Genomic DNA, 21,946 nt, shown 5'->3' on the forward strand with positions numbered 1-21,946 from the left:
CCCCTCATATCCCGGAGAATCCCATGCAGCTGCTGATAGCCCTGTTGCTTGCCGCCCAGAGCAGCACCAGTCTCAAGGTATGCGGTGTAGACTGGCCCCCCTTCTCCTACGCCGAACAGGGCAAACTGATGGAAGGGATATCGGTGGAGATCCATCAGGAAGCAACCAGACGCCTCGGAATGACCCTAACCCTGCTCGAACTGCCGTGGGGGCGCTGCGAACAGTATGTGAGTACCCAACTGGCTGATGGCATCCTCGACAATGCCCCCCTCCCCGACTGCTACCACTCTGATCTTGCTACCGCCTTCTATCCGCTGGCCGCCTATGTGCGCAGTGACAGTCCGCTACAGAACTTCTCGTGGGAGATGGCCAAGGGGCTGAAAGTAGGGATGGTCAGGGGCTATGACTATACCGACAAGATCAGGAACTTCACCGGATGGGACCCCATCAAGGCCCATTCAGACAAGCAGTTGCTGCTGTTGCTTGAGAAGAGCCGGGTTGACCTCATCATCCTCGACTACTTCTCGGCCCCCATCCTCTCCAGGGAGCAGGACGTCAAGATCCGCCCCCTCACCCCCTTTATCGACTCGACACCGCTCTACCTCTGTTTTGGCAAGCAGAAAGCAGACCTGTTGCCTGCCTACAACAAGGCGCTGCAACAGATGCTGGATGAAGGGGTACTGGATCGCATCTATCTGCGCTATCTCGGCGAGAATTACCGGACACTGCAAACGAAGCAGGCAGAGATGACATCGAAGGAGTAAACCCCCTAACTGATCTGCAGAAACATCCCCTTGTCATTGAGCTGCAGATATTCGGTGAGATCGTCATAGGCCAGCGGGCGGCTGAGCAGATAACCCTGGGTGAAGGCACATCCCTTCTGACAGAGGAAGTTGAGTTGCTCGCGGGTTTCTACCCCCTCAATCACCACCTGCATACCGAGGTTGTGCACTATGTTGATGATGCCGTCCAGCAGCATCCGATCCTGCTCGTTGAAGGGGATATGGCGCACAAAAGAGCGGTCGATCTTGACCAGATCCACCGGGAAAGAGCGCAGATAGTTGAGGGCCGAGTAGCCGGTACCGAAATCATCGATAGCCAGCTTGCAACCCGCCTCGCGCAGGGCATCGATCCGCACCCTGTGCTGATCACTGCTCTCCATCAGCAGAGATTCGGTGATTTCGATGACGATGTCGGCAGGATCGAGCCCGAAGTGCTGGATCACCTTGAGCCACTCGCTCGCCTCAGGGTCGATAGTCTGGAACTCCATGGTGGAGCGGTTAATCGACATCTGCAGATCAGGGAAGCCGGACTGCTGCAACCGAGCCAGATCCCGGCATGATTGCCACAACACCAGCGCACCCAGCCCCTGAATCAACCCCGCCTCTTCCGCCAGCGGGATAAACTCGGCTGGCGACACCTGTCCCCACTGGGGGTGATACCAGCGCACCAGCGCCTCAAGCTTGGCGACCCGACCGCTGCGGTTGTCCCAGATCGGCTGGTAGGCCATGGTTAACTGCTCCAGCTTGATCGCCTCCGCCAGATCCTGTTGCATCTGGTGGCGCTGACGCACCTCTTCCCGCATTGAGGAGCAGTAGGTACCGATCAACCGCCCCTGCCGCTTGGCGGCAAACAACGCTTGTTCGGCGTTTCGCAGCAGCTCGTCACTCTCGCTACCATCGACGGGGCAGAGGGTCATCCCCACGGTTGCCGTAACATAGAGATGCTGGTTGGCCAGCATAAAGGGACGGGTAAAGCTACCGATAACCTGCTTGGCAAACACCTCGGCCTGACGACGGGTGACGATGCCTGGCACCAGAAAGGCGAACTCGTCACCACCGATGCGGGCCACCAGGTCCTCGGTGCGCACCCGGCTCACCAGCCGGTCCGACACCTCCCGCAACAGGGCGTCACCGGCATGGTGATCCATGCTGTTGTTGACCGCCTTGAAGTTGTTGAGGTCGAGCACCATGAGCGCAAAGCGCTCGCCCCGCTCGCAGAAGCGGCTGAGACAGCGACTGAACAGCCAGCGGTTGGGCAGGCTGGTGAGGTTGTCATAGTTGGCCTGCGCGGCGATCTTCTGCTCGGCCAGTTTGGTTTGGGAGAGGTCGCTGAAGATGGCGATGTACTGGCTGATCCTGCCCCCTTCCCGCAGGGTGCTAATCATCAACTGCTGTGGATAGAGCTTGCCATTCTTGCGCTTGTTCCACACCTCACCACGCCATACCCCCACCCGCTCCAGCGCATGGTACATGTCGGCATAGAAGGTCTGATCGTGCAGCCCCGACTTGAGCAGGCTGGGGCGCTGGCCTCGCACCTCGTCACTGCTGTAGCCGGTGATCTGCTCGAAGGCCGGATTGACCGAGATGATGCGGCTATCGGCATCACAGACCAGGATCGCCTCGGAGAGATTGTCATAGACCCGGTGGGAGAGCTTGAGCTGCTCCGCATGGCGCTTGAGAGGATCGATATTCTCCAGCAGCACCATCAGGTAGTCCGGCTGCTGCTGCTTGTCACGGATCAGGGTGACGGTTACCCGCCCCCACAGGATCTGCCCCCCCTTGCAGAAGTAGCGCTTCTCCCGGGTGAAACTGCTGCGCTCGCCACGGCGGATCTCTTCGTAGCAAACGAGGCTGCCCTGCCAATCCTCGGGATGGTTGATGTCGGAGATGGATCGCTGCAGCAACTCGTCGAGGGGATAGCCAAGCATCTGCTCGATGGCCGGGTTGGCCCAGAGGATACGGCCAGCCAGATCCAGCTTACCGATCCCCACCGGAGCCTGGAACAGCATGCTCTGCAATGCATGGGACGGTTCAGGCAGAGGGGGGGGCAGCTGTCGTTGCAGCATCAGCGCCAGCTCACGACCCGCCAACGGAGCCAGCAACCGGAGTAACCCAATCACCTTGCTCATATTGGCCTGCGGCTGACGATAAAGCAGGGCGCAGATACCTATGGTCTCGCCATCTGCATTCCTGAGGACAATCCCGGCATAGGCCTGAGGTTGCCACTCCTGTGCAAGGGGAACGTTGGCAAAGAGCTGAAGCAGACGATCGCTGAACCAGGCTTCCCCCTCCTGCCAGGTAATGGCATCGGGAGAGTCAGTCAGTGGCAGCGTCAGGGCATCGGTGTCAAGGGAGGAGGGATAGGCGGTCTGAACCGTCAGGTGGGTAGCATTTGATTCCCTACTGGCGATCAGGACGACATCAGCCATCACAGCAGCGGCGATTTCACTCACAAAGGTATCGAAATATCCCTGGCCGCTCGAATGAGCCAGACTGGAGATGATTTGATAGACGGAATCGAGTGCTCGCCTCATGGCAAGTGGCTTTCTCTCCTTGAAGGTTAGAACACGACTCTACTGAAGAGCCGTGGGCAGTGCAAATATGCAATCAGCAAGATATTAAAAAGCCTTGAAAAAAGGGACCAAAAGGTCCCTTTTTGTCGCAGAAATCACGACTCGATCCCACTATGCCGCAAAACAGTGTACCTGCTTGAAGCTCACACAGGCGGCGGGTCAGGAATCTCAGGCAGCGATCCCGCTGTGTCGCAGCAGTGCATCCACCTTGGGCTCACGGCCACGGAAGGCTCGGAACAGCTCCATCGGCTCCTTCGAGCCCCCCTTCTCCAGAATATTCTTCAGGAAGGATTGGCCGGTGGCCGGGTTGAAGATCCCCTCCTCCTCGAAGCGGGAGAAGGCATCGGCAGAGAGCACCTCGGCCCACTTGTAGCTGTAGTAGCCCGCCGCATAGCCGCCCGCGAAGATGTGGGAGAAGCTGTGCTGGAAGCGGTTGAACGCCGGTGGCGTCATCACTGCTACCTGACTGCGTACCTCGTCCAGCAGCGCCGGGAGCTGTGCCGGATTGGCCGGGTCAAACTCCTGATGGAGACGGAAGTCGAACAGGGCGAACTCCAGCTGGCGCAACATCTGCATCGCCGCCTGGAAGTTGCGGGCGGTCAGCATCTTCTCCAGCAGATCGGCAGGCAACGGCTCGCCGGTCTCGTAGTGGCCGGAGATAAAGGCCAGCGCCTCGGACTCCCAGCACCAGTTCTCGAGGAACTGGCTCGGCAGCTCCACCGCATCCCAGGCCACGCCGTTGATACCGGCCACGCCGGCCACGTCGATGCGGGTCAGCATGTGGTGAATGCCGTGGCCAAACTCATGGAACAGGGTGACCACTTCGTTGTGGGTGAACAGCGCAGGCTTGCCATCCACCGGGCCGTTGAAGTTGCAGGTCAGGTAGGCCACCGGTTTTTGCAGCGAGCCATCCTGACGGTAGCGACGACCCAGACAGACATCCATCCAGGCCCCGCCCTGCTTGTGCTCGCGGGCGTAGAGGTCGAGATAGAAGCTGCCGCGCAGCTCGTCGTCGGCATCGAAGATGTCGTAGAAGCGCACGTCCGGGTGCCAGGTGTCGATGCCGAGGCGCTCGCGCACCTTCATGCCGAACACCCGCTTCACCACTTCGAACAGCCCCTTCACCACCTTGCTGGCGGGGAAGTAGGGGCGCAGCTGCTCGTCGGAGATGGAGAATTTGTGCTGCTTGAGCTTCTCGGCGTAGTAGGCGAGATCCCAGGCTGCCAGCTCGCTCTGACCATGCTGCTCGGCGGCGAAGGTGCGGATCTCCTCCAGCTCAGCCTTGCCTTGTGGCAGGGATTTGGCCGCCAGATCGGTGAGGAAGCTCACCACCTGTTCGGTCTTGTCCGCCATCTTGGTGGCCAAGGAGAGCTCGGCATAGTTGGCAAAGCCCAGCAACTGAGCCAGTTCGCGGCGCAGGGTGAGCAGCTCGCTCATGATGGCGGAGTTGTCCCACTTGCCCGCATTGGGGCCCTGATCGGAAGCGCGAGTGGTGAAGGCTTCGTACATCTCGGCGCGCAGCTCGCGGTTGTCGGCATACATCATCACCGGCAGGTAGGAAGGGATATCCAGAGTGAACAGCCACCCCTCTTTGCCTTTAAGTTCAGCCATCTGACGGGCAGCGGCACGCACACTGTCGGGCAGACCGGCCAATTCGGCTTCATCGGCCACCAGCTTGTGCCAGCCCTGGGTGGCATCCAGCACGTTGTTGCTGAAACGGGAGGCCAGCTCGGAGAGGCGGGCCTGAATCTCGCCGTAACGCTGCTGCGCCTCGGCAGGCAGACCGATGCCGGAGAGGCGGAAGTCACGCAGGGTATTCTGGATCTCCTTGCGCTGGGCGCCGCTCAGCAGCGGGAAATCATCGCTCTGGGAGAGGGCCAGATAGGCCTGATAGAGCCCTTCATGCTGACCGACATAGGTCTGGAATTCGGAGAGCAACGGCAGGCAGGCGTCATGGGCCTCGCGCAGCGCTTCGCTGTTGAGTACGGAGTTGAGGTGGCTGACCGGTGACCAGATCCGTGACAGGCGGTCATTTACCTCTTCCAGCGGGGCAATCAGGCTATCCCAGGTATGGGGATCACGCTGGGCCAGCACATCGCTGATCTTCTGCTTGCAATCAGCAATCGCCTGAATCACGGCAGGCTGCACCTGCTCCGGCTTGATCTGGCTGAAAGGGGGCAGCGAATCCATTGTCAGCAAAGGGTTATTCATCCCGGTTACCTCTTGTTTGGTCTTGAACAGACCGCTTTAGCAGCTCTGTATGGCTTTCTAACATGTGGCCAAGCCACGCAATAATCAAGCGGGAATCCACCTCTCGGCACTGTTTTCCCCTCTTTGTGAGCTCAAACACCTCTCTGCCAGATACTGGACGGCAACAGCATGAATAATCGGTACTTTTTTGCTCTTTTTGCGGCTTTTTCAACTCTCGAACCACAAGGGAGCAGACCAAATCCAATCGACAAAAGAGTAGGTTACAGCGGCCTATCACCGGCCCTTTCCATGCTTGGAAAATAACCAATCAACAAGTTAATAACCAAAACAAATCATACACATACGTTGATTAATTTATTTTTAAGTGCATATCATAAGCAGCCTGTTACTCAGGTCACTTGATTCTCTGTGCTGCACAGAAATCGGGTGAAAAAGGCAAAGTGACCCGAAAGGGCGCGACGCAAAGCCACCGGTCTAAGGGAAAACACCTATGACAGCGGGGCTGCCCCCGGGAGCGTTCGGCCATAGCTGTACGCTCCGTTTGTACTGTATGGAGATATCAAGATGAACAAATTGAAGTTATCCCTGCTGGGCTGTCTGCTCGGCATGGGCGCCCCCATGGCATATGCCGCCAGTGCCGGTCAGGCGATGGTCAACCCCCAGTCCGGCGTAGTAGTCGGCTATTGGCACAACTGGTGTGACGGCTCGGGCTACAAGGGCGGTATCGCCCCCTGCGTCAAGCTCGATCAGGTCAACCCGCAATATAACGTGGTCGATGTCTCCTTCATGAAGGTCTATAGCAGCGATCCCATCCCCACTTTCAAACTCGACCCGGCCATCGGCATGAGCGAAAGCCAGTTTATCGAGCAGATCGCCGAGCTGAACCGTCAGGGCCGTGCCGTGCTGCTGGCGCTGGGCGGTGCCGATGCACACATCGAGCTGCGCAAGGGTCAGGAGCAGGCCTTTGCCGACGAGATCATCCGTCTGGTGGAGACCTATGGCTTCGACGGGCTGGATATCGACCTGGAACAGGCCGCCATCACTGCCGCCGACAACCAGACCGTGATCCCGGCGGCCCTGCGTCTGGTCAAGGATCACTACCGCGCCCAGGGGAAAAACTTCCTCATCACCATGGCGCCGGAGTTCCCCTATCTGACCCAGACTGGCGCCTACATCCCCTATATCCGCAATCTGGAAGGGTACTACGACTGGATCAACCCCCAGTTCTACAACCAGGGTGGCGACGGTATCTACATCGATGGCATCGGCTGGATTGCCCAGAACAACGATGCCCTGAAAGAAGAGTTCATCTACTACATGGCGGATTCGCTGAGCAACGGTACCCGCGGCTTCTACAAGATCCCCCATGACAAGCTGGTGTTCGGTATTCCGACCAACATTGACGCCGCAGCCACTGGCTATGTGCAGGATCCGCAGAAGCTCTACAACGCCTTCAACCGCCTGAAGAGCGAGGGGCAACCGCTGCGTGGCGTGATGACCTGGTCCATCAACTGGGACATGGGCCGCAACGCCGCCGGTCAGTCCTACAACGAATCCTTCATAAAGAGCTACGGCCCCTTCATCCACGATCAGGAGATCACGCCGCCGGTCGACAACGGCAAGCCGGTGTTCAGCGGCCTGAGCGATACCCGCATCAAGCAGGGTACCGCCTTTGATCCGCTGGCCGGGGTCAGCGCCAACGACAAGGAAGATGGCGACCTGACTGGCCAGATCCAGGTGGAAGGATCGGTAGACAGCCAGCGCATCGGCCTCTACCCCCTCACCTACAAGGTGAGCGATCGCGACAACAACGTCACCGAGCAGGTACGCACCATCGAGGTCTACAGCATGAAGCCGGTGTTCAGCGGTGTCACCGACACCACGCTGGAACTGGGTACCGCTTTCGATCCGATGACCGGCGTCAGCGCCCATGATGAAGAAGATGGCGACCTGACCGCCCAAATCAAGGTCAGCGGCAACGTCGACAGCAGCAAGGTCGGCCGCTACACCCTCACCTATCAGGTGAGCGACAGCGCCGGTCAGCAGGTAACCCAGCAGCGCAACGTGACCGTCAGGGAGCAGGGCGCCGTCTGTGAAAACAGTTGGGATGCCAAGAAGGTCTACGTGGGCGGCGACATCGTCAGCCACAACGGCAAGAACTGGCTGGCTGGCTGGTGGACCCAGAACGAAGAGCCGGGCACCACGGGTGACTGGGGCGTCTGGCGCGTACAGGGCGACAGCGACTGCGGCGGCACAACGCCACCCGCCGAAGGCAGCAGCGACTTCACCGTCAGCGCCATGGCGAGCGAGTACACCATAGTCAACGGTCAGGTCAGCATCCGTTTCAACGTGACCACCGCCAACCCGGTACAGATCACCGCGACTCTGGAGCAGAGCGGCCACAGCCACGGTACCACCAGCAGCCAGGTGAACGGCACCAGCACCCTGGTGCTGCAGGGCAGCAATGTGACCGACGGTAGCTACGAAGTAGTCATCACCGGTCTGGCAGATGGCCAGAAGCCGGTGGTACAGCGCTTCCCGGTTGCGCTGACCGAAGAGAGCAACGGCGGTAGCGAAGGTGACTACCCGGCCTACGCTCCCAACACCGGCTATCAGGCCGGTGATCGGGTCAGCAATGCCGGTGGCAACTACGAGTGCAAACCCTGGCCCTACAGCGGCTGGTGTGGCGGCTCGACCAGCCACTATGCACCGGGTACCGGCTCTGCCTGGAGCGATGCCTGGATCAAGCTCTGACCTTTCCCCAACCACTAACGGGGGCCGACAGGCCCCCGCCCATATCTTGCCCGTCGGCCACGCTGCCGATGGGCAGGATGCACTGACCCGGACGGGTTAGCCCCTCTCTTTTACATGCTTGCCAACCACCCAAAAACATCCAACAACAACCAAGATAAGGAAATCACCATGCCAAGAACCACCAAGCTTGCCACCCTGCTCGGTCTGCTGCTGTCGGCCCATGTTGTGGCCGATGAGCGCGAACAAGCCTATTTCAAACAAACCTATCAGGAGCACTACGAACAGATGACGGCGCGCCTCGCCGCGCTGCATCAGAGTGCGGCTGACGAGCAGAACGTGATCATCAAGGATGGCAAGCGCCACCTTGCCATCAACGGCCTGCTCTACCCGCTGACGGCGGATAACCACATCCTGTTCGATCTGCCCAAACCCCACTTTTTCGACGAAACAGCCATTCGTAACGTCTTTGATTTCTTCGATGAGGAGTGGGAGCTGACCTGGTACGACGGTGGGGTCGTAGCGGTCAACAAACGCTTTGGCAACTATGACTACGGCAACGGCTGTCTGCTGGAGTACTTCCCCCACGGCCAGATCCAGAATGGCGAACGCACCCGGGTGGTGATGGAGACCAGCTCCTGCAGCGTCAACTCGTTTGCCACCTCGCTGCAATATCTGGACAAAGGCGAGGAGCTGGCGGCCGACCAGCTGGGGCTGGACGCCAGCCTGATCACGGCGGTCGAGCGCTATCAGGATCGGCTCTATGTCAGCCAGAACGGCAATCCGGGCCATGTGGCCATTATCGATATCCCGAGCCGCCAGCAGATTGGCGAGATCCGCGGCACCGAAACCGGCAGTGCCACGGCCTACAACCAGGTCAGTGAATTGTTTGTCCGCAACAGCCTGCTCTACGTGGTCTCGCGCTACTCGCACCGGGTCGATATCTTCGATCTGGCCGATGAACATCGCCATGTCACCACCCTGGGAACCGGTCGGGATTCCGGCAGCAACAGCCTGCACCGCACCCAGGCCGTCTTTGCCAATCAGGATTACGTGCTGGTAGCCGATGCGCTGAGCGAGATCAAGGTCTACCGCCAGCAGGATGTGACGCCGGAGAACAGCCTCAAGACCCCCATTGCCGGTCGGCTCGCCTTTGAAGGAAAATACAGCCACCGTCTGGTGCAACTCCATCAGGTGGGTGACTATCTCCTGGCCCATACAGCCGGCAAAAACTACTACATCTATGACTTGCGCAAACTGGCTGATGCCATCGCCAGCAACACCCCGCTGGCGCCTGAGCAGGTGATCGCCGACAGCAATCTGCAAAAAATCGACATGGATGGCGATCGGCTGGTGGTGAACTTCAAGGACCGCATCGAGTGGTATGATGCCGATACCCTGATCGCCAACGACTTTCAGTTCAAGAACCCGACCTTTACTGTCCGGGAGATCAACCAGCAGCCCGTGGCGGCGCTGAAAGATCTCCAGCTGGCGGGCTCGGCGCTTGTCACCGCCAACGAACGCGGCCTGGGTTTCAACCAGCTGCTGAGCAAGGAGATCAGCTTCACGGCCGACGAGCAGTTGCCGGCTCGCCCGCTGACCTTCGATCAGCTGATGCCGGCCGCAATCAGCTACATACTGCGCAATGACGAACCCTACGAGGTGCTGATCGATCGCGCCCAGCGTTCGGTCAACATCAATTCGCTGGTCAAGACCGAGCTGCTTGATAACGACACGGTGCGCATCACCAACTATGCAGCCAGAGAGCTGCATGACATCAATATCGAGTCACGCCTGAACGGTATCAACAAGTGGCTGATCCTGGGCCAGCTCGATCGCCTGCCCGCCTATGCCCAAATCACCCTGCCACTGAGCGCCTTTGGCGAGCAGGGACGCTTCAACAGCGCCAGCCGCGATGGCGTGTTTGATCTCAACAACCTGCTCGACAACAGCATCAATCTGCCTGCCCAGTTCGAGCACAGGTTCAGCTCCAACTCGGATCCGTTTGCCCAGAAGCTGGCACGCCTCAAGCCAAGCTGGAACGTGCGCTTCGCCACCAACACCAGCGGCTCCTGGCGCCCCATCAATGCCCTCTACGCTCGCGAATGGCTGATCATCGCCACCAACCTGGCCTACATGGTCTCGACCGAGGAGTTCAAACACGTCTGGTACAACTTCAAGGCGGTGAATGGCTACGAGATGTTCGGCAATGGCGGCAACAGCTATGTGCCGAACGGGATCTTTACGGCCGCCGATTATGACTACTACTACCACAGCCTGATGAAGCGCCCCTACCTCAACCTGGGGATCACCGCCATGGGGGGCGGGCTGGGGAGTGGTGGCATCACCGGGGTCGATACCTTTAACTTTGTCAGCCACTATTACGGCAGTTGGGGCATCATTGCCCACGAATTTGGCCACGGCTTCGATGGGAAGTCCTACAGCCATGAGAGCGCGTTTGCCCGTGGCAGCCACGGCTGGCATCCGCTGATGACGGGCATGGCCAACTACCATATCCGCAAGGGCGACCTGCCCTATCTGGACGATGATCTCAACGGCTTCCACAAGCCAGAAAACGACATCTATCGCTACAACTCGGTCAGCCAGGGGGCTCGCAAGCACCGCGCTGACAGCCACATGTACTATACCGACCACTACTTCATGCAATTCTCCACCATGCCGCAAGGCTGGGTAGCCAACGGCAGCGACTTCAGTGTTGGGCAACTGGCGGCCCTGAACAATCAGGAGCGACTGCTGATGGGCTGGATCCCCAAGGAGTCGGAGAAAGGCAATCTCTGCCGGTTCACCTTCCAGGATGGCGAGCAGTACTACGGCTACGTCGAACAGCAGGCTGATGGTCTGCTCTGTGATGCCGGATCCCTGATCCGTTATCGTCAGCCCGATGGCCAGTTTGTGCCGCTGGTCTCGGCCATCAACCAGTTTGACTGGCTGTCACTCCACCACAAGGGCAAGCTGGATCAGCCAGTACTGCACCAGAATGGTCGCCAGCTCTGCTACAAGAATGTGGCGGGCTTTTACGGTATCGGCTTCGTCAATGACAACAACCAGTGCACCCAGTTGCCCAACGTCTATCAGACCAATGGCAAGCACTGGCTGACCAGCTCCGGCTGGACCGGTCTGACCTACCTGAGCGGAGACTTCATCCTGCCCACTACCGGTAGCAGCAGTGACTTCACCGTCACCGACCTGGCGTCTGAATATTCCATCGTTAACGGCGCGCTCGACTTCAGCCTGACGCTGACCACCGCCAACCCGGTGACCGTCACCGCGACCCTGTTGCAGGATGGCAATCCGGTCGCTACCGGCAGCGCTCTGATCGATGGTCAGGGTTCCCTGCAGCTGACGCAGTCGGGCCTTGCGGCCGGCAGTTACGAGCTGTTGCTGGCGGGCATGGCGGAGGGGAGCAAGCAGGGCTTCGAGCGCCGCTTCACCCTGACGTTGGTGGAACAGGCTCCGGGTGGTGACAGTGACGGTGGTAACGGCAGCTACCCGGCCTATGTTGCGGGCACCGCTTATCAGAGTGGCGAACGGGTCAGCAATGCAGGTGACGACTACGAGTGCAAACCCTGGCCCTACAGCGGCTGGTGTGGCGGCTCGACCAGCCACTATGCGCCGGGTACCGGCAGCCACTGGAGCGATGCCTGGATCAAGCTGTAATCAGCTAGCCATAACAAAGAGGGGGAGCCATCGGCTCCCCCTCTCGTTTATCTCTTCAACCCGGCTTAACGGACATCTTCCTTCAACCACTGCGCCACGCGCTTGGCGAAGTAGGTGAGGATGCCATCGGCCCCGGCCCGCTTGAAGCAGAGCAGGGACTCCATGATGGTCTCCTTCTCTTTCAGCCAGCCGTTCTGGATCGCCGCCATGTGCATGGCGTACTCGCCGCTGACCTGATAGGCGAAAGTCGGCACGCCGAACTGATCCTTCACCTGACGAACCACGTCCAGATAGGGCATGCCCGGCTTGACCATCACGCTGTCGGCCCCTTCCTGAATATCCAGCGCCACTTCGTGCAGGGCTTCGTTGCTGTTGGCCGGATCCATCTGATAGGTGGCCTTGTTGCTCTTGCCGAGGTTGCCGGCAGAGCCAACCGCATCACGGAACGGGCCGTAGTAGCAGGAAGCGTACTTGGCGGAGTAGGCCATGATCTGGGTGTTGATGAAGCCGTTCTCTTCCAGTGCCGCGCGGATGGCACCGATGCGGCCATCCATCATGTCGGACGGCGCGACTATATCGACTCCGGCCTCGGCGTGGGAGAGCGCCTGCTTGATCAGGATCTCGGTGGTGATGTCGTTCAGCACATAGCCTTCGTCATCGATGATGCCGTCCTGCCCGTGGGTGGTGAACGGATCGAGCGCCACGTCGGTGATGACCCCGAGTTCCGGGAAGCGGGCCTTGAGGGCACGCACGGTGCGCTGGGCCAGCCCGTTCGGGTTGTAGGCCTCTTCCGCCATCAGGCTCTTGCTCTCCAGCGGAGTGACCGGGAACAGGGCGATGGCGGGTACGCCCAACTCCACCAGCTCGGCAGCCTCTTCCAGCAACAGATCGATGGAGAGACGCTCCACCCCCGGCATGGAGGGAACGGCTTCCCGACGGTTCTCCCCCTCCAGCACGAACACCGGATAGATGAGATCGTTGACGGTCAGTACGTTCTCGCGCACCAGACGACGGCTGAAATCATGTTTGCGCAGACGGCGCAGGCGGCGGCCCGGAAAGGCGCCCGGAAGAGTTGTAGCCATGAATCACTCCTGGAGAGGAAGTTGGAAGAACGCGGCGGAGGTGGCCCGGGTATGGGCCAGCAAGGCCTCGGGCGCTTCACCACGACAGGCCGCCACCACCTGGGCGATGTGCGGCAAAAAAGCGGGTTCGTTGCGTTTCGGGCGCGGTTTCAGATCTCGCGGCACCAGATAGGGGGCATCGGTCTCGATCATCAGCCGACCGGCCGGAATACGCGCTACCTGTTCGCGCAGCAGCTGACCACGCCGCTCATCGCAGAGCCAGCCGGTCACCCCGATATGCAGCCCCAATGCCAGACACTCGTCCAGCTCCTCATCGGAACCGGTGAAGCAGTGCAGCACGGCACCCGGCAGCTTCGGCAACCAGGGACGGAGGATCTCGATAAAACGGGCGTGGGCATCGCGGCAGTGGAGAAACACCGGCATCCCTAGTTCGGCGGCCAGCGCCAGCTGGGCGTCGAATACCACATTCTGCACCGGACGGGGGGAGAAGTCGCGGTTGTAGTCGAGACCGCACTCGCCAATAGCGACCACCTGCGGCAACGCCGCCAGCTCGCGCAGGGCGGGCAGGGTCGCTTCATCGACACTCTTGGCATCGTGAGGGTGTACCCCGGCGGTGGAGAAGCAGTAGCCCGGCCAGCGGGCGGCCAACCCGGCGCTCTCGCGGCTGCCAGCCAGATCGGTACCGGTGAGGATCAACGCCTCCACCCCGGCGGCACGGGCACGGGCCACCAGCTCAGGCTGTTCACCGGCGAACTGGCTGCTGGTCAGGTTTAAACCGATATCGATCATGGAATGAGACGTTCCGAACAAAAGGAATACATATCAGGTATTTGAAAACCATCTACCGAATGGGGTCTTACCATACGCCTCGAACGGGAGCATGAAAAGAGGAAGGGAGCCTCAGCTCCCCTCGTTCTGCTATTCCTGCGGACGTCGTCATCCTCTCGCCGTCCGGCAAACAGGTGACGAACAGAGCCTCAGCTCTCCCCATCCGGTTGTTCCTGTTGCTCTTCATCTTCTTTCTTCACGTAGAAGCGGGCAAAGAACAGACCTATCTCCCACAGCGCCCACATCGGGATGGCAAGCAGGGTCTGGGAGAAGACATCAGGCGGCGTCAGCAGCATGCCGACCACAAACACCCCGACGATAACGTAGGGACGTTTCTCCTTCAGGTTTTGCGGTGTGGTCACGCCGGTCCAGCAGAGCAGTATGGTCGCCACCGGAATTTCGAACGCCACCCCGAACGCGAAGAACAGGGTCAGTACGAAGTCCAGATAGCTGGCGATGTCGGTCGCCACCGTCACCCCTGCAGGTGCTGTGCTGGTGAAGAAACCGAACACCAGCGGGAACACCACGTAGTAGGCGAACGCCATCCCCGCATAGAACAGCAGGGCACTGGAGACCACCAACGGCATGATCAGGCGCCGCTCATGCTGGTACAGACCGGGGGCGATAAAGGCCCAGGCCTGATAGAGCAGATAGGGGATCGCCACGAAGAAGGAGACCACCAGGGTCAGCTTGATCGGCGTCAGGAAGGGGGTCGCCACATCCGTCGCGATCATGCTGGTCCCTTCCGGCAACTGGCTGAGCAGCGGCTGGGCCACGAAGTCGTAGATGTTGTTGGAGAAGTAGATCAGCGCCAGAAACACCACGAGGATGGCGGTAATGGAGCGCAGCAAACGGGTTCTCAGCTCAACCAGATGGCTGATCAGGGGTTGTTCGGCCTGACTCATGGCTTCACCTCCCCTTTTACTGCGGAGTCGCTGACCGGCACCGGCTCGCTCTCCCGCTGGCTGTTGACCGGCGGCACGTCGTGGCTCAGCTGCACCGCAGGCTCCACCGGCGTGACAGGCTCAGCCTGGGCGACCGGCTCGGGGCGCGGCGGACGGATCTCGTTCTCCACCTGATAGGGGCGATTGACCGACTGGGCCGCCGCTTTAAGCTGTTCGATGGACTCCTGCAGCTCGGGGCTCAGGTTGCTCATCTGCAACTGTTCGGCCTTCTTGAGGTCGTTATGCAGCTCTTGCAACTTGAGCTCCTGCTCCAGCTCGGACTTGACCGAGTTCGCGGTCGAACGAATGAGGCGGATCCAGTGGGTAGCCGTGCGGATGGCAACCGGCAGCCGCTCGGGCCCCAGTACCACCAGTGCTACCACACCGATAACGACCAGCTCCCAAAAACCGATATCGAACATGGCTTAGGCCTGGTCTTTGTCTTTCTGCTTGGCGGTCTCACTGCTCTGAGTGGCCGCTTCGTTCAGCTGTTTCGGGGGAAACTCGGCATCTTTCTGCTCGGCCTTGGCATCAGCCGGCTCGTCGGAGAGGGCTTTCTTGAACCCTTTGACCGCCGCGCCCAGATCACCGCCAATGCCGCGCAGTTTCTTGGTACCGAACAGCAGCACGACGATGACTGCAATGATCAACAATTGCCAAATACTGATACCACCCATGATTTTCTCTCCAGAACAGGCGCCTGACGGCGCGGTTGTTGATTAATGGGAACGGGTTCGCAACCAGCCGACCAGCCAGCAGAGGGCTGCACCGGCGAGACTGGCTTGTCCCCACTCAATGTGTTGTTTTTGGGTCAGCAAGAATACACCCGCCAATAGCAGGCTGGCTCCAACCCCTAAGAGGTAGCGGGCCTGCCCCTGCCGGCGGCTGTGACGGCGGAACTCGGCAAACATCTGGTCGAAATGACGCTGCTGATGACGGGTCTGGCGCAGGGTCTCATAGACCAACTCCGGCAGCTCCGGCAGCTTCTCCGCCCAGAATGGCGCCTTCTCCTTGATAGCGTTCAATACCGACTTGGGCCCGACCTGTTCGTGCATCCAGTTTTCGAGGAACGGCTTGGCGGTCTGCCACAAATCGAGCTGCGGGTAGAGCTGACGCCCCAACCCTTCCACATAGAGCAGGGTCTTTTGCAGCAGCACCAACTGCGGCTGCACCGTCATATGGAAGCGACGCGCGGTGTTGAACAGGTTGAGCAGCACGTGACCGAACGAGATCTCGGAGAGCTGCTTCTCGAAGATGGGCTCCAGCACGGTGCGGATGGCGAACTCGAACTCGTCCACCTTGGTGTCTGCCGGTACCCAGCCCGACTCCACGTGCAGCTCTGCCACCCGACGATAGTCGCGGTTGAAGAAGGCGAGGAAGTTCTCAGCCAGATAGCGTTTATCTTCCCGATTGAGGGTACCGACGATGCCGCAGTCGATGCCGATCCAGAGCGGGTTTTCCGGGTGTTCGTAAGAGACGAAGATGTTGCCCGGGTGCATATCGGCGTGGAAAAAGCTGTCGCGGAACACCTGAGTGAAGAAGACCTCTACCCCGCGCTCGGCCAGCAGCTTCATGTTGGTGCCGTTGGCTTCCAGCGCCGGGATATCGGAGACCGGAATACCGTAGATGCGCTCCATCACCAGCACCTGCTCGCGGCAGAGATCGGTGATGATTTCAGGCACATAGAGCGCCTCGGAGCCGGTGAAGTTGCGGCGTAGCTGGATGGCGTTGGCCGCCTCGCGCATCAAATTCAGCTCGTCGAGGATGGTCTTGCGATACTCCTCCACCACCTCGATGGGGCGCAGCCGCGCGCTCTGGGGCACGAAGCGGGCCACCAGACGGGCCAGCGCCTGCATCAGTCGCAGGTCGGCCTCGATGACTGGCTCGATATCGGGGCGGATCACCTTGATGACGATCTCGCGGCCACTCTCCTTCAGGCGGGCGGTATGCACCTGGGCGATGGAGGCCGACGCCAGCGGCGTCTCGTCGAAGTCGTCAAACAGGGTTTCGATGGGACAACCCAGGCTCAGCTCGATCTGCTGGCGCGCCGCCTGACTACAGAAGGGGGGCACCCTGTCCTGCAGCAGGGCCAGCTCCTCGGCGATATCCGGCGGCAGCAGGTCGCGGCGGGTCGAGAGCATCTGGCCAAACTTGATGAAGATGGGGCCGAGAGCCTCGAAGGCGAGGCGGATGCGGGCTCCGCGGCTGAGATCCGGTTGTTTGTTCTTGAGCCAGAACAGGGAGCGACGGGCCAGACGACCCGGCCAGGGTTGATAGCGGGCGGGCACCAGTTCGTCGATGCCCTGCTCCAGCAGGATGGTGATGATGCGATAGAGGCGTTTGAACTCCTTCGGGGTCATCAGGTCACCTGCTGTTCGAAGCGGGCCAGCCGCAGTTCGACGGCCTTGAGCTGCTGGGCCAGCACCTCGACGTCATCGTTGAAACTCGCCACTTCCAGCGGGCCGGGTGCGAGGCGGGCCTCTTCGGTCAGATATTCCGCCAGCTGGCTGAGGGTGCGGCACAGCTCGCGACCGACCAGGCGACGCGCCTGACGGGCACCACTGAACAGGGTGTGGGCCAGCACGTCGCCGGTATAGCGCGACAGCTCCTCCTCCCAGTCGATATCCAGCTCACCCAGCAGCACGCTAAATGCCTGCACCAGCTGGGGATCACCGCTCAGATCCAGCTTCTCCTCGCGGATATAGCGGGTCAGAGCGGACGGTTCTTTCAGCAGACCGAGGGCGGTCAGCGACAGGCTGAGCACCGCATCGGCCTCACCTTCATGCTGGGCCAGCACATCCAGCCGACGCTCGGAGAAGACAAACCAGAGCGGCTTGAGTTCACGCAGCTCCAGCTTGAACACCTTGCCCACCAGTTTGCGCAGCCGCTCCGGGCTCTGTTTGTCCAGCGCCAGCAACTGGTTGAGGCTGGTTTCGATCACCGCGGTGACCATGGCATCCATCGGCATAGGCAACCTTAAAACTTGTAACCGCGGTGCAGGGCGACCACACCCTGAGTCAGATTGAAGTACTCCACCTGCTCGAAACCGACATTTTCCATCATGCCGGCCAGGGTCTGCTGATCCGGGTGCATACGAATAGACTCTGCCAGATATTTGTAGCTTTCACTGTCGTTCGCGACGATTTCGCCCATTTTCGGCAGCAGTTTGAAGGAGTAGAGGTCATAGAGCTTGGCGATCACTTCACTGACCGGCTTGGAGAACTCCAGCACCAGCAGACGGCCACCCGGCTTGAGCACCCGGAACATGGAGGCGAGCGCCTTGTCCTTGTCGGTGACGTTGCGCAGGCCGAAGCCGATGGTGATGACGTCGAAGTGGTTATCCGGGAAGGGGAGCGCCTCGGCATTGGCCTGCACGTAGGAGACGTTGTTGGCGACCCCCAGATTGCGCAGCTTGTCGCGGCCCACTTTCAGCATGGAGTCGTTGATATCTGCCAGCACCACCTGACCGGTCTCGCCGACGATGCGGGAGAACTTGGCGGTCAAGTCACCGGTACCACCGGCCAGATCCAGCACCTTCTGGCCCTTGCGCACACCGGAACAGTCGATGGTGAAGCGCTTCCACAGGCGGTGGATGCCGAACGACATCAGATCGTTCATCAGATCATACTTGGCTGCCACCGAATGGAAGACACCTGCTACCAGAGTTTCCTTCTCGGTCGCGGCCACGGTTTTAAAGCCAAAATGCGTTGTCGTTGCTTGTTCTGACATCCCTTAAACACCCATAGAGCAAAGAATGGCCGCCAGTTTACCAGAGCCACTGGCGTCCGGACACCTTAAACCCGGCTCGCAACCAACTGCATGCCCAGCACCACCATGGCCAGACAGAGGAAGAGATTGAGACCGATATTGAGCAGCGCTTTCAGATAGGCCCCATGTTGAGCCAGCACTACCGTATCGAGGGCAAAGGAAGAGAAAGTAGTCAGGGCACCGAGGATCCCCACCATCAGCAGCGGCTTCATCGGGTGTTCTACCACATGACCATGACTGATGAGGGCGAATGCCACCCCCATGATGAAAGAGCCCACCACGTTGACCACCAGAGTCCCGTAAGGAAAGTGGCGCCCCAGCAGCAAGGCCATCAGTTCGGCAATCCCAAAACGAAGGCAGGCGCCGATGGCGCCCCCTGCAGCAACATAGAACCAGGTTTGCATGGTGTCACTCCCTCAGGGTCAGGCCGCCATTATGTCGCAATGGCGGCCCTTGTGCCCAGAGGCGGAACTAATCGACATCCAGCCTGATTGAAATCTCAGCGGCGAAAATCGATGGGCTCTGGCTGACCCAGCACGATTTCGGTCTGGGCCGGGCGGGTCTGGGCAATCGCCTTGCCGTTGCGGATCGAGTAACGCACCGGCACCTGGCGGCGCACCGCATCAAAGCCATTATCGGCGGGCAGGATCAGCAGGTTGGCTGGTTTGCCCACCTCGATACCATAGCGATCCTGCACATTCAGGGTGCGGGCGCTGTGGCTGCTGATCAGCTTCAGACCGTCGTTGATCTGCTCGTAACCCATGATCTGGCAGACATGCAGCCCCATGTGCAGCACCTGCAACATGTTGGCAGTGCCCATGGGATACCAGGGATCGAACACGTCGTCGTGACCGAAGCAGACGTTGATGTTCGCCTCCAGCATCTCCTTCACCCGGGTAATGCCGCGGCGTTTGGGATAGGTATCGAACCGCCCCTGCAGGTGAATGTTCACCAGCGGATTGGCCACAAAGTTGATGTCCGCCATCTTCAGCAGCCGGAACAGGCGGGAAGCATAAGCGCCGTTGTAGGAGTGCATGGCGGTGGTGTGGCTGGCGGTGACTCTATGACCGATACCCCGCTCGTAGGCCAAGGTCGCCAGCGTCTCGATAAAGCGAGACTGCTCGTCATCGATTTCGTCACAGTGCACATCGACCAGAACCTGATACTTCTCGGCAAGATCGAAGATGTAGTGCAGACTTTCGACACCATATTCCCGGGTGAACTCGAAATGGGGAATAGCACCGATCACATCGGCCCCCAGCTTGAGCGCCTCCTCCAGCAGTGCCTTGCCATTCGGGTAGGAGAGGATCCCCTCCTGCGGGAAGGCAACGATCTGCAGCTCGACCCACTCCTTCATCTCCTCCCGCACTTCCAGCATCGCCTTGAGCGCGACCAGATTGGGATCGGAGACATCGACGTGAGTACGGACAAACTGGATGCCGTTGGCGATCTGCCACTTCAGCGTCTGGATGGCACGCTGTTTCACATCCTCATGGGTCAGCAGCGCCTTGCGCTCGGCCCAGCGCTCGATCCCCTCGAACAGGGTGCCGGAGAGGTTCCAGCTCGGCTCGCCCGCCGTCTGGGTGGTATCGAGGTGAATATGGGGCTCGATAAAGGGCGCGATGGCAAGACCGCCCTCCCCGTCCAGCACCCGACCGGCGACGGCATGTTCGTCATGGGGTTCGATGGCTGTGATGACCCCATCCTGACAGCGGATCTGCCACAACCCTTCCCGATCGGCCAAACGAATATGTTGAATCAGCATTTGTTAGCTTCCTGTACCAGAACCGGCCGCTGGGTGAGGCGAACCAGAATGAAATAGGTGAAGGCGGCGCCCAATACCGCGTTGAGTGGCACTATGCCCGGCAGCGACTTGCCGACAGCCACCCCGACTGCCGTGGCGACCAGCGCCTGCCAGCGCACCGTCTCGAACTGCTGATCGGCAAACTGACGGTAACGCTCACGATTGAGCAGGAAATCCATGATGATAATGCCACCGATCGGCGGAATTGCCGTACTCAAAAAGGCCAGCCAGCCGACAAAGTTGTTGTAAAGCCAGAGGGCACAGGCGGTGCCGACTAGGCCGTTGATCACGCTGAGCGGCTTGCTCTTGAGACCGGTAATATTGGCAAAACCGAGGCCGGAGGCGTAGAGAGCGTTGTCGTTGGTGGTCCAGATATTGAGGCCCAGCACCAGAATGGCGGGGATCAACAGCCCCTGCATCAGCATCACTTCCGAGATATCGGCCTGCCCCGTTACCGCCGCACCAGCTGCACCGAAGACGAACATTAGCGTGTTGCCCAAAAAAAACGCCACCATGGTAATCATGACGGCGCCCCAGGGTTTGCGACCAAAGCGAACAAAGTCGGCGGTCAGGGTTCCTGCACTGATAAAGGAACCAACCACCATGGTCAACGCCGTGGTGAACTCGATGGGATTGCTTGGTTGTACCTGCTGCAGTGCAGCCATGCCACCGGTCGAGGTCACCGCCAGCCAGACCGAGTAGCCGCCAAGCAGTGCAATGGCCGGTACGGCCACAAAGCTCAGCACCATCAGGGCGGAGATACCGAAGTAGACGGTTACCGTCATCAGAATGCCCGAAATGGCGATCAACCAGTTCACATCGATGCCGGTCGCCTTCTGCACCGGCAGGGCAAACATCGCCACACCAACGCCAAACCAGCCGACCTGAGTACCGCCCAGCAGCAGCGAAGGCAGCCAAGAACCTTTCACCCCAAAGGAGTAACGAGCCAGCAGATGGGTAGAGAGACCGGTTGAGGCACCGATATAACCAAGACAGGCTGTGTAGATACCCAGCAGCAAGTTGCCGAGCAGTACCGCCTTGATGAAGTCATCGAACACCAAGCCGGTGCCCAGCGCACCACCGGTCCACATGCTGGCAGAGAAGAAAGTCAGGCCGAGCATCACCAGCATCAGCGAAAGCACACCTTTGCGCCCTTTGGCGGGTACCGCCCCCAAACAGTATTCGTTATCCTGCGCCATGCTCTTTCTCCACGTAATAGGCAAAACGCGCCGGATTTTACATGTAAAACGTTTCGCGTCAATCAATCATGGTTAAATATATGGATAAAACCATCAACAGCAGTCAAATGAGTAACACATTAGGACTAAAACCAGCAGATAAACAGTGTCGGCTGCAAGCAGAAGGGGTTGCGGGAATAGGGAATGTAAGGGGATATCAAAAAATGACGGATGCAAAAAAGCCTCCCTTTTCAGGGAGGCTTTCTATTTAATGGTGCTGATACCCAGAATCGAACTGGGGACCTCATCCTTACCAAGGATGCGCTCTACCGACTGAGCCATATCAG

17 protein-coding genes and 1 riboswitch are annotated in these 21,946 nt (G+C 59.6%); of the genes, 4 read left to right on the forward strand and 13 right to left on the reverse strand.

Annotated elements, in window-relative coordinates:
* Positions 1-23: 23 nt before the first annotated feature.
* Positions 24-764 carry a substrate-binding periplasmic protein gene (locus tag G5380_RS19310; RefSeq protein WP_421210054.1) on the forward strand — a complete coding sequence of 247 codons (741 nt, stop codon included), beginning with the start codon at positions 24-26 and terminating at the stop codon, positions 762-764.
* A 5-nt stretch (positions 765-769) separates the two neighbouring features.
* Here G5380_RS19310 and G5380_RS19315 read toward each other — a convergent pair whose 3' ends face one another.
* Positions 770-3,316, reverse strand: coding sequence for a putative bifunctional diguanylate cyclase/phosphodiesterase (locus tag G5380_RS19315; protein WP_216952439.1), 2,547 nt, complete (start codon positions 3,314-3,316; stop codon positions 770-772).
* 207 nt (positions 3,317-3,523) lie between these two features.
* Positions 3,524-5,566, reverse strand: a complete 2,043-nt coding sequence (prlC, locus tag G5380_RS19320; RefSeq protein ID WP_259584446.1) for an oligopeptidase A — start codon at positions 5,564-5,566, stop codon at positions 3,524-3,526.
* A gap of 424 nt (positions 5,567-5,990) precedes the next feature.
* Positions 5,991-6,076: riboswitch (cyclic di-GMP riboswitch) on the forward strand.
* Positions 6,077-6,130: 54 nt separating this feature from the next.
* Here prlC and G5380_RS19325 point away from each other — a divergent pair.
* Together G5380_RS19325 and G5380_RS19330 are read left to right on the forward strand one after the other, a co-directional pair.
* A complete protein-coding gene (locus tag G5380_RS19325) occupies positions 6,131-8,320 on the forward strand; it encodes an immunoglobulin-like domain-containing protein (RefSeq protein ID WP_421353028.1) in 2,190 nt (729 codons plus the stop codon).
* Positions 8,321-8,488: 168 nt separating this feature from the next.
* Complete coding sequence (locus tag G5380_RS19330) at positions 8,489-11,995, forward strand: hypothetical protein (protein WP_421353029.1); 3,507 nt, start codon at positions 8,489-8,491, stop codon at positions 11,993-11,995.
* Between the two features lie 65 nt (positions 11,996-12,060).
* On the opposite strand, the gene hemB is transcribed toward G5380_RS19330, so the two are convergent.
* The 11 genes from hemB to codB all read right to left on the reverse strand — a co-directional run bounded on the left by hemB (position 12,061) and on the right by codB (position 21,620).
* Positions 12,061-13,077 (reverse strand): porphobilinogen synthase, encoded by a 1,017-nt coding sequence (gene hemB / locus G5380_RS19335; protein ID WP_421210060.1) that lies wholly within the window; start codon positions 13,075-13,077, stop codon positions 12,061-12,063.
* A gap of 3 nt (positions 13,078-13,080) precedes the next feature.
* Positions 13,081-13,866 carry a TatD family hydrolase gene (locus G5380_RS19340; protein WP_421210062.1) on the reverse strand — a complete coding sequence of 262 codons (786 nt, stop codon included), beginning with the start codon at positions 13,864-13,866 and terminating at the stop codon, positions 13,081-13,083.
* A 188-nt stretch (positions 13,867-14,054) separates the two neighbouring features.
* Positions 14,055-14,810 carry a twin-arginine translocase subunit TatC gene (gene tatC / locus G5380_RS19345; RefSeq protein WP_058058793.1) on the reverse strand — a complete coding sequence of 252 codons (756 nt, stop codon included), beginning with the start codon at positions 14,808-14,810 and terminating at the stop codon, positions 14,055-14,057.
* Positions 14,807-15,271 carry a Sec-independent protein translocase protein TatB gene (gene tatB / locus G5380_RS19350; protein WP_019446666.1) on the reverse strand — a complete coding sequence of 155 codons (465 nt, stop codon included), beginning with the start codon at positions 15,269-15,271 and terminating at the stop codon, positions 14,807-14,809. Before tatB ends, tatC begins: the two co-directional genes overlap by 4 nt.
* A gap of 3 nt (positions 15,272-15,274) precedes the next feature.
* Complete coding sequence (gene tatA / locus G5380_RS19355) at positions 15,275-15,526, reverse strand: Sec-independent protein translocase subunit TatA (protein WP_005339385.1); 252 nt, start codon at positions 15,524-15,526, stop codon at positions 15,275-15,277.
* Positions 15,527-15,568: 42 nt separating this feature from the next.
* Complete coding sequence (ubiB, locus tag G5380_RS19360) at positions 15,569-17,209, reverse strand: ubiquinone biosynthesis regulatory protein kinase UbiB (RefSeq protein WP_421353030.1); 1,641 nt, start codon at positions 17,207-17,209, stop codon at positions 15,569-15,571.
* Positions 17,209-17,817 carry a ubiquinone biosynthesis accessory factor UbiJ gene (locus G5380_RS19365; RefSeq protein WP_335842069.1) on the reverse strand — a complete coding sequence of 203 codons (609 nt, stop codon included), beginning with the start codon at positions 17,815-17,817 and terminating at the stop codon, positions 17,209-17,211. Before G5380_RS19365 ends, ubiB begins: the two co-directional genes overlap by 1 nt.
* Positions 17,818-17,825: 8 nt before the next feature.
* On the reverse strand, positions 17,826-18,578 hold the full coding sequence (gene ubiE / locus G5380_RS19370) for a bifunctional demethylmenaquinone methyltransferase/2-methoxy-6-polyprenyl-1,4-benzoquinol methylase UbiE (RefSeq protein WP_005342396.1): 753 nt from the start codon (positions 18,576-18,578) through the stop codon (positions 17,826-17,828).
* Between the two features lie 65 nt (positions 18,579-18,643).
* The gene (crcB, locus tag G5380_RS19375; RefSeq protein ID WP_005339378.1) at positions 18,644-19,021 is read right to left on the reverse strand and encodes a fluoride efflux transporter CrcB; all 378 of its coding nucleotides are present in this window, start codon (positions 19,019-19,021) and stop codon (positions 18,644-18,646) included.
* 95 nt (positions 19,022-19,116) lie between these two features.
* Positions 19,117-20,382 (reverse strand): cytosine deaminase, encoded by a 1,266-nt coding sequence (locus G5380_RS19380; RefSeq protein ID WP_335842068.1) that lies wholly within the window; start codon positions 20,380-20,382, stop codon positions 19,117-19,119.
* The gene (gene codB, locus G5380_RS19385) at positions 20,376-21,620 is read right to left on the reverse strand and encodes a cytosine permease (protein ID WP_335842067.1); all 1,245 of its coding nucleotides are present in this window, start codon (positions 21,618-21,620) and stop codon (positions 20,376-20,378) included. The genes G5380_RS19380 and codB overlap by 7 nt, the downstream gene beginning before the upstream one ends.
* Before the next feature lie 80 nt (positions 21,621-21,700).
* On the opposite strand from codB, the gene G5380_RS19390 reads away from it, so the two are divergent.
* Entirely contained in the window at positions 21,701-21,871 is a 171-nt protein-coding gene (locus G5380_RS19390; RefSeq protein ID WP_421210065.1) for a hypothetical protein, read from the forward strand.
* The last annotated feature ends 75 nt before the right edge of the window (positions 21,872-21,946 follow it).

Source organism: Aeromonas sp. 604443 (assembly GCF_049170315.1).
GTDB lineage: Bacteria > Pseudomonadota > Gammaproteobacteria > Enterobacterales > Aeromonadaceae > Aeromonas > Aeromonas veronii_A.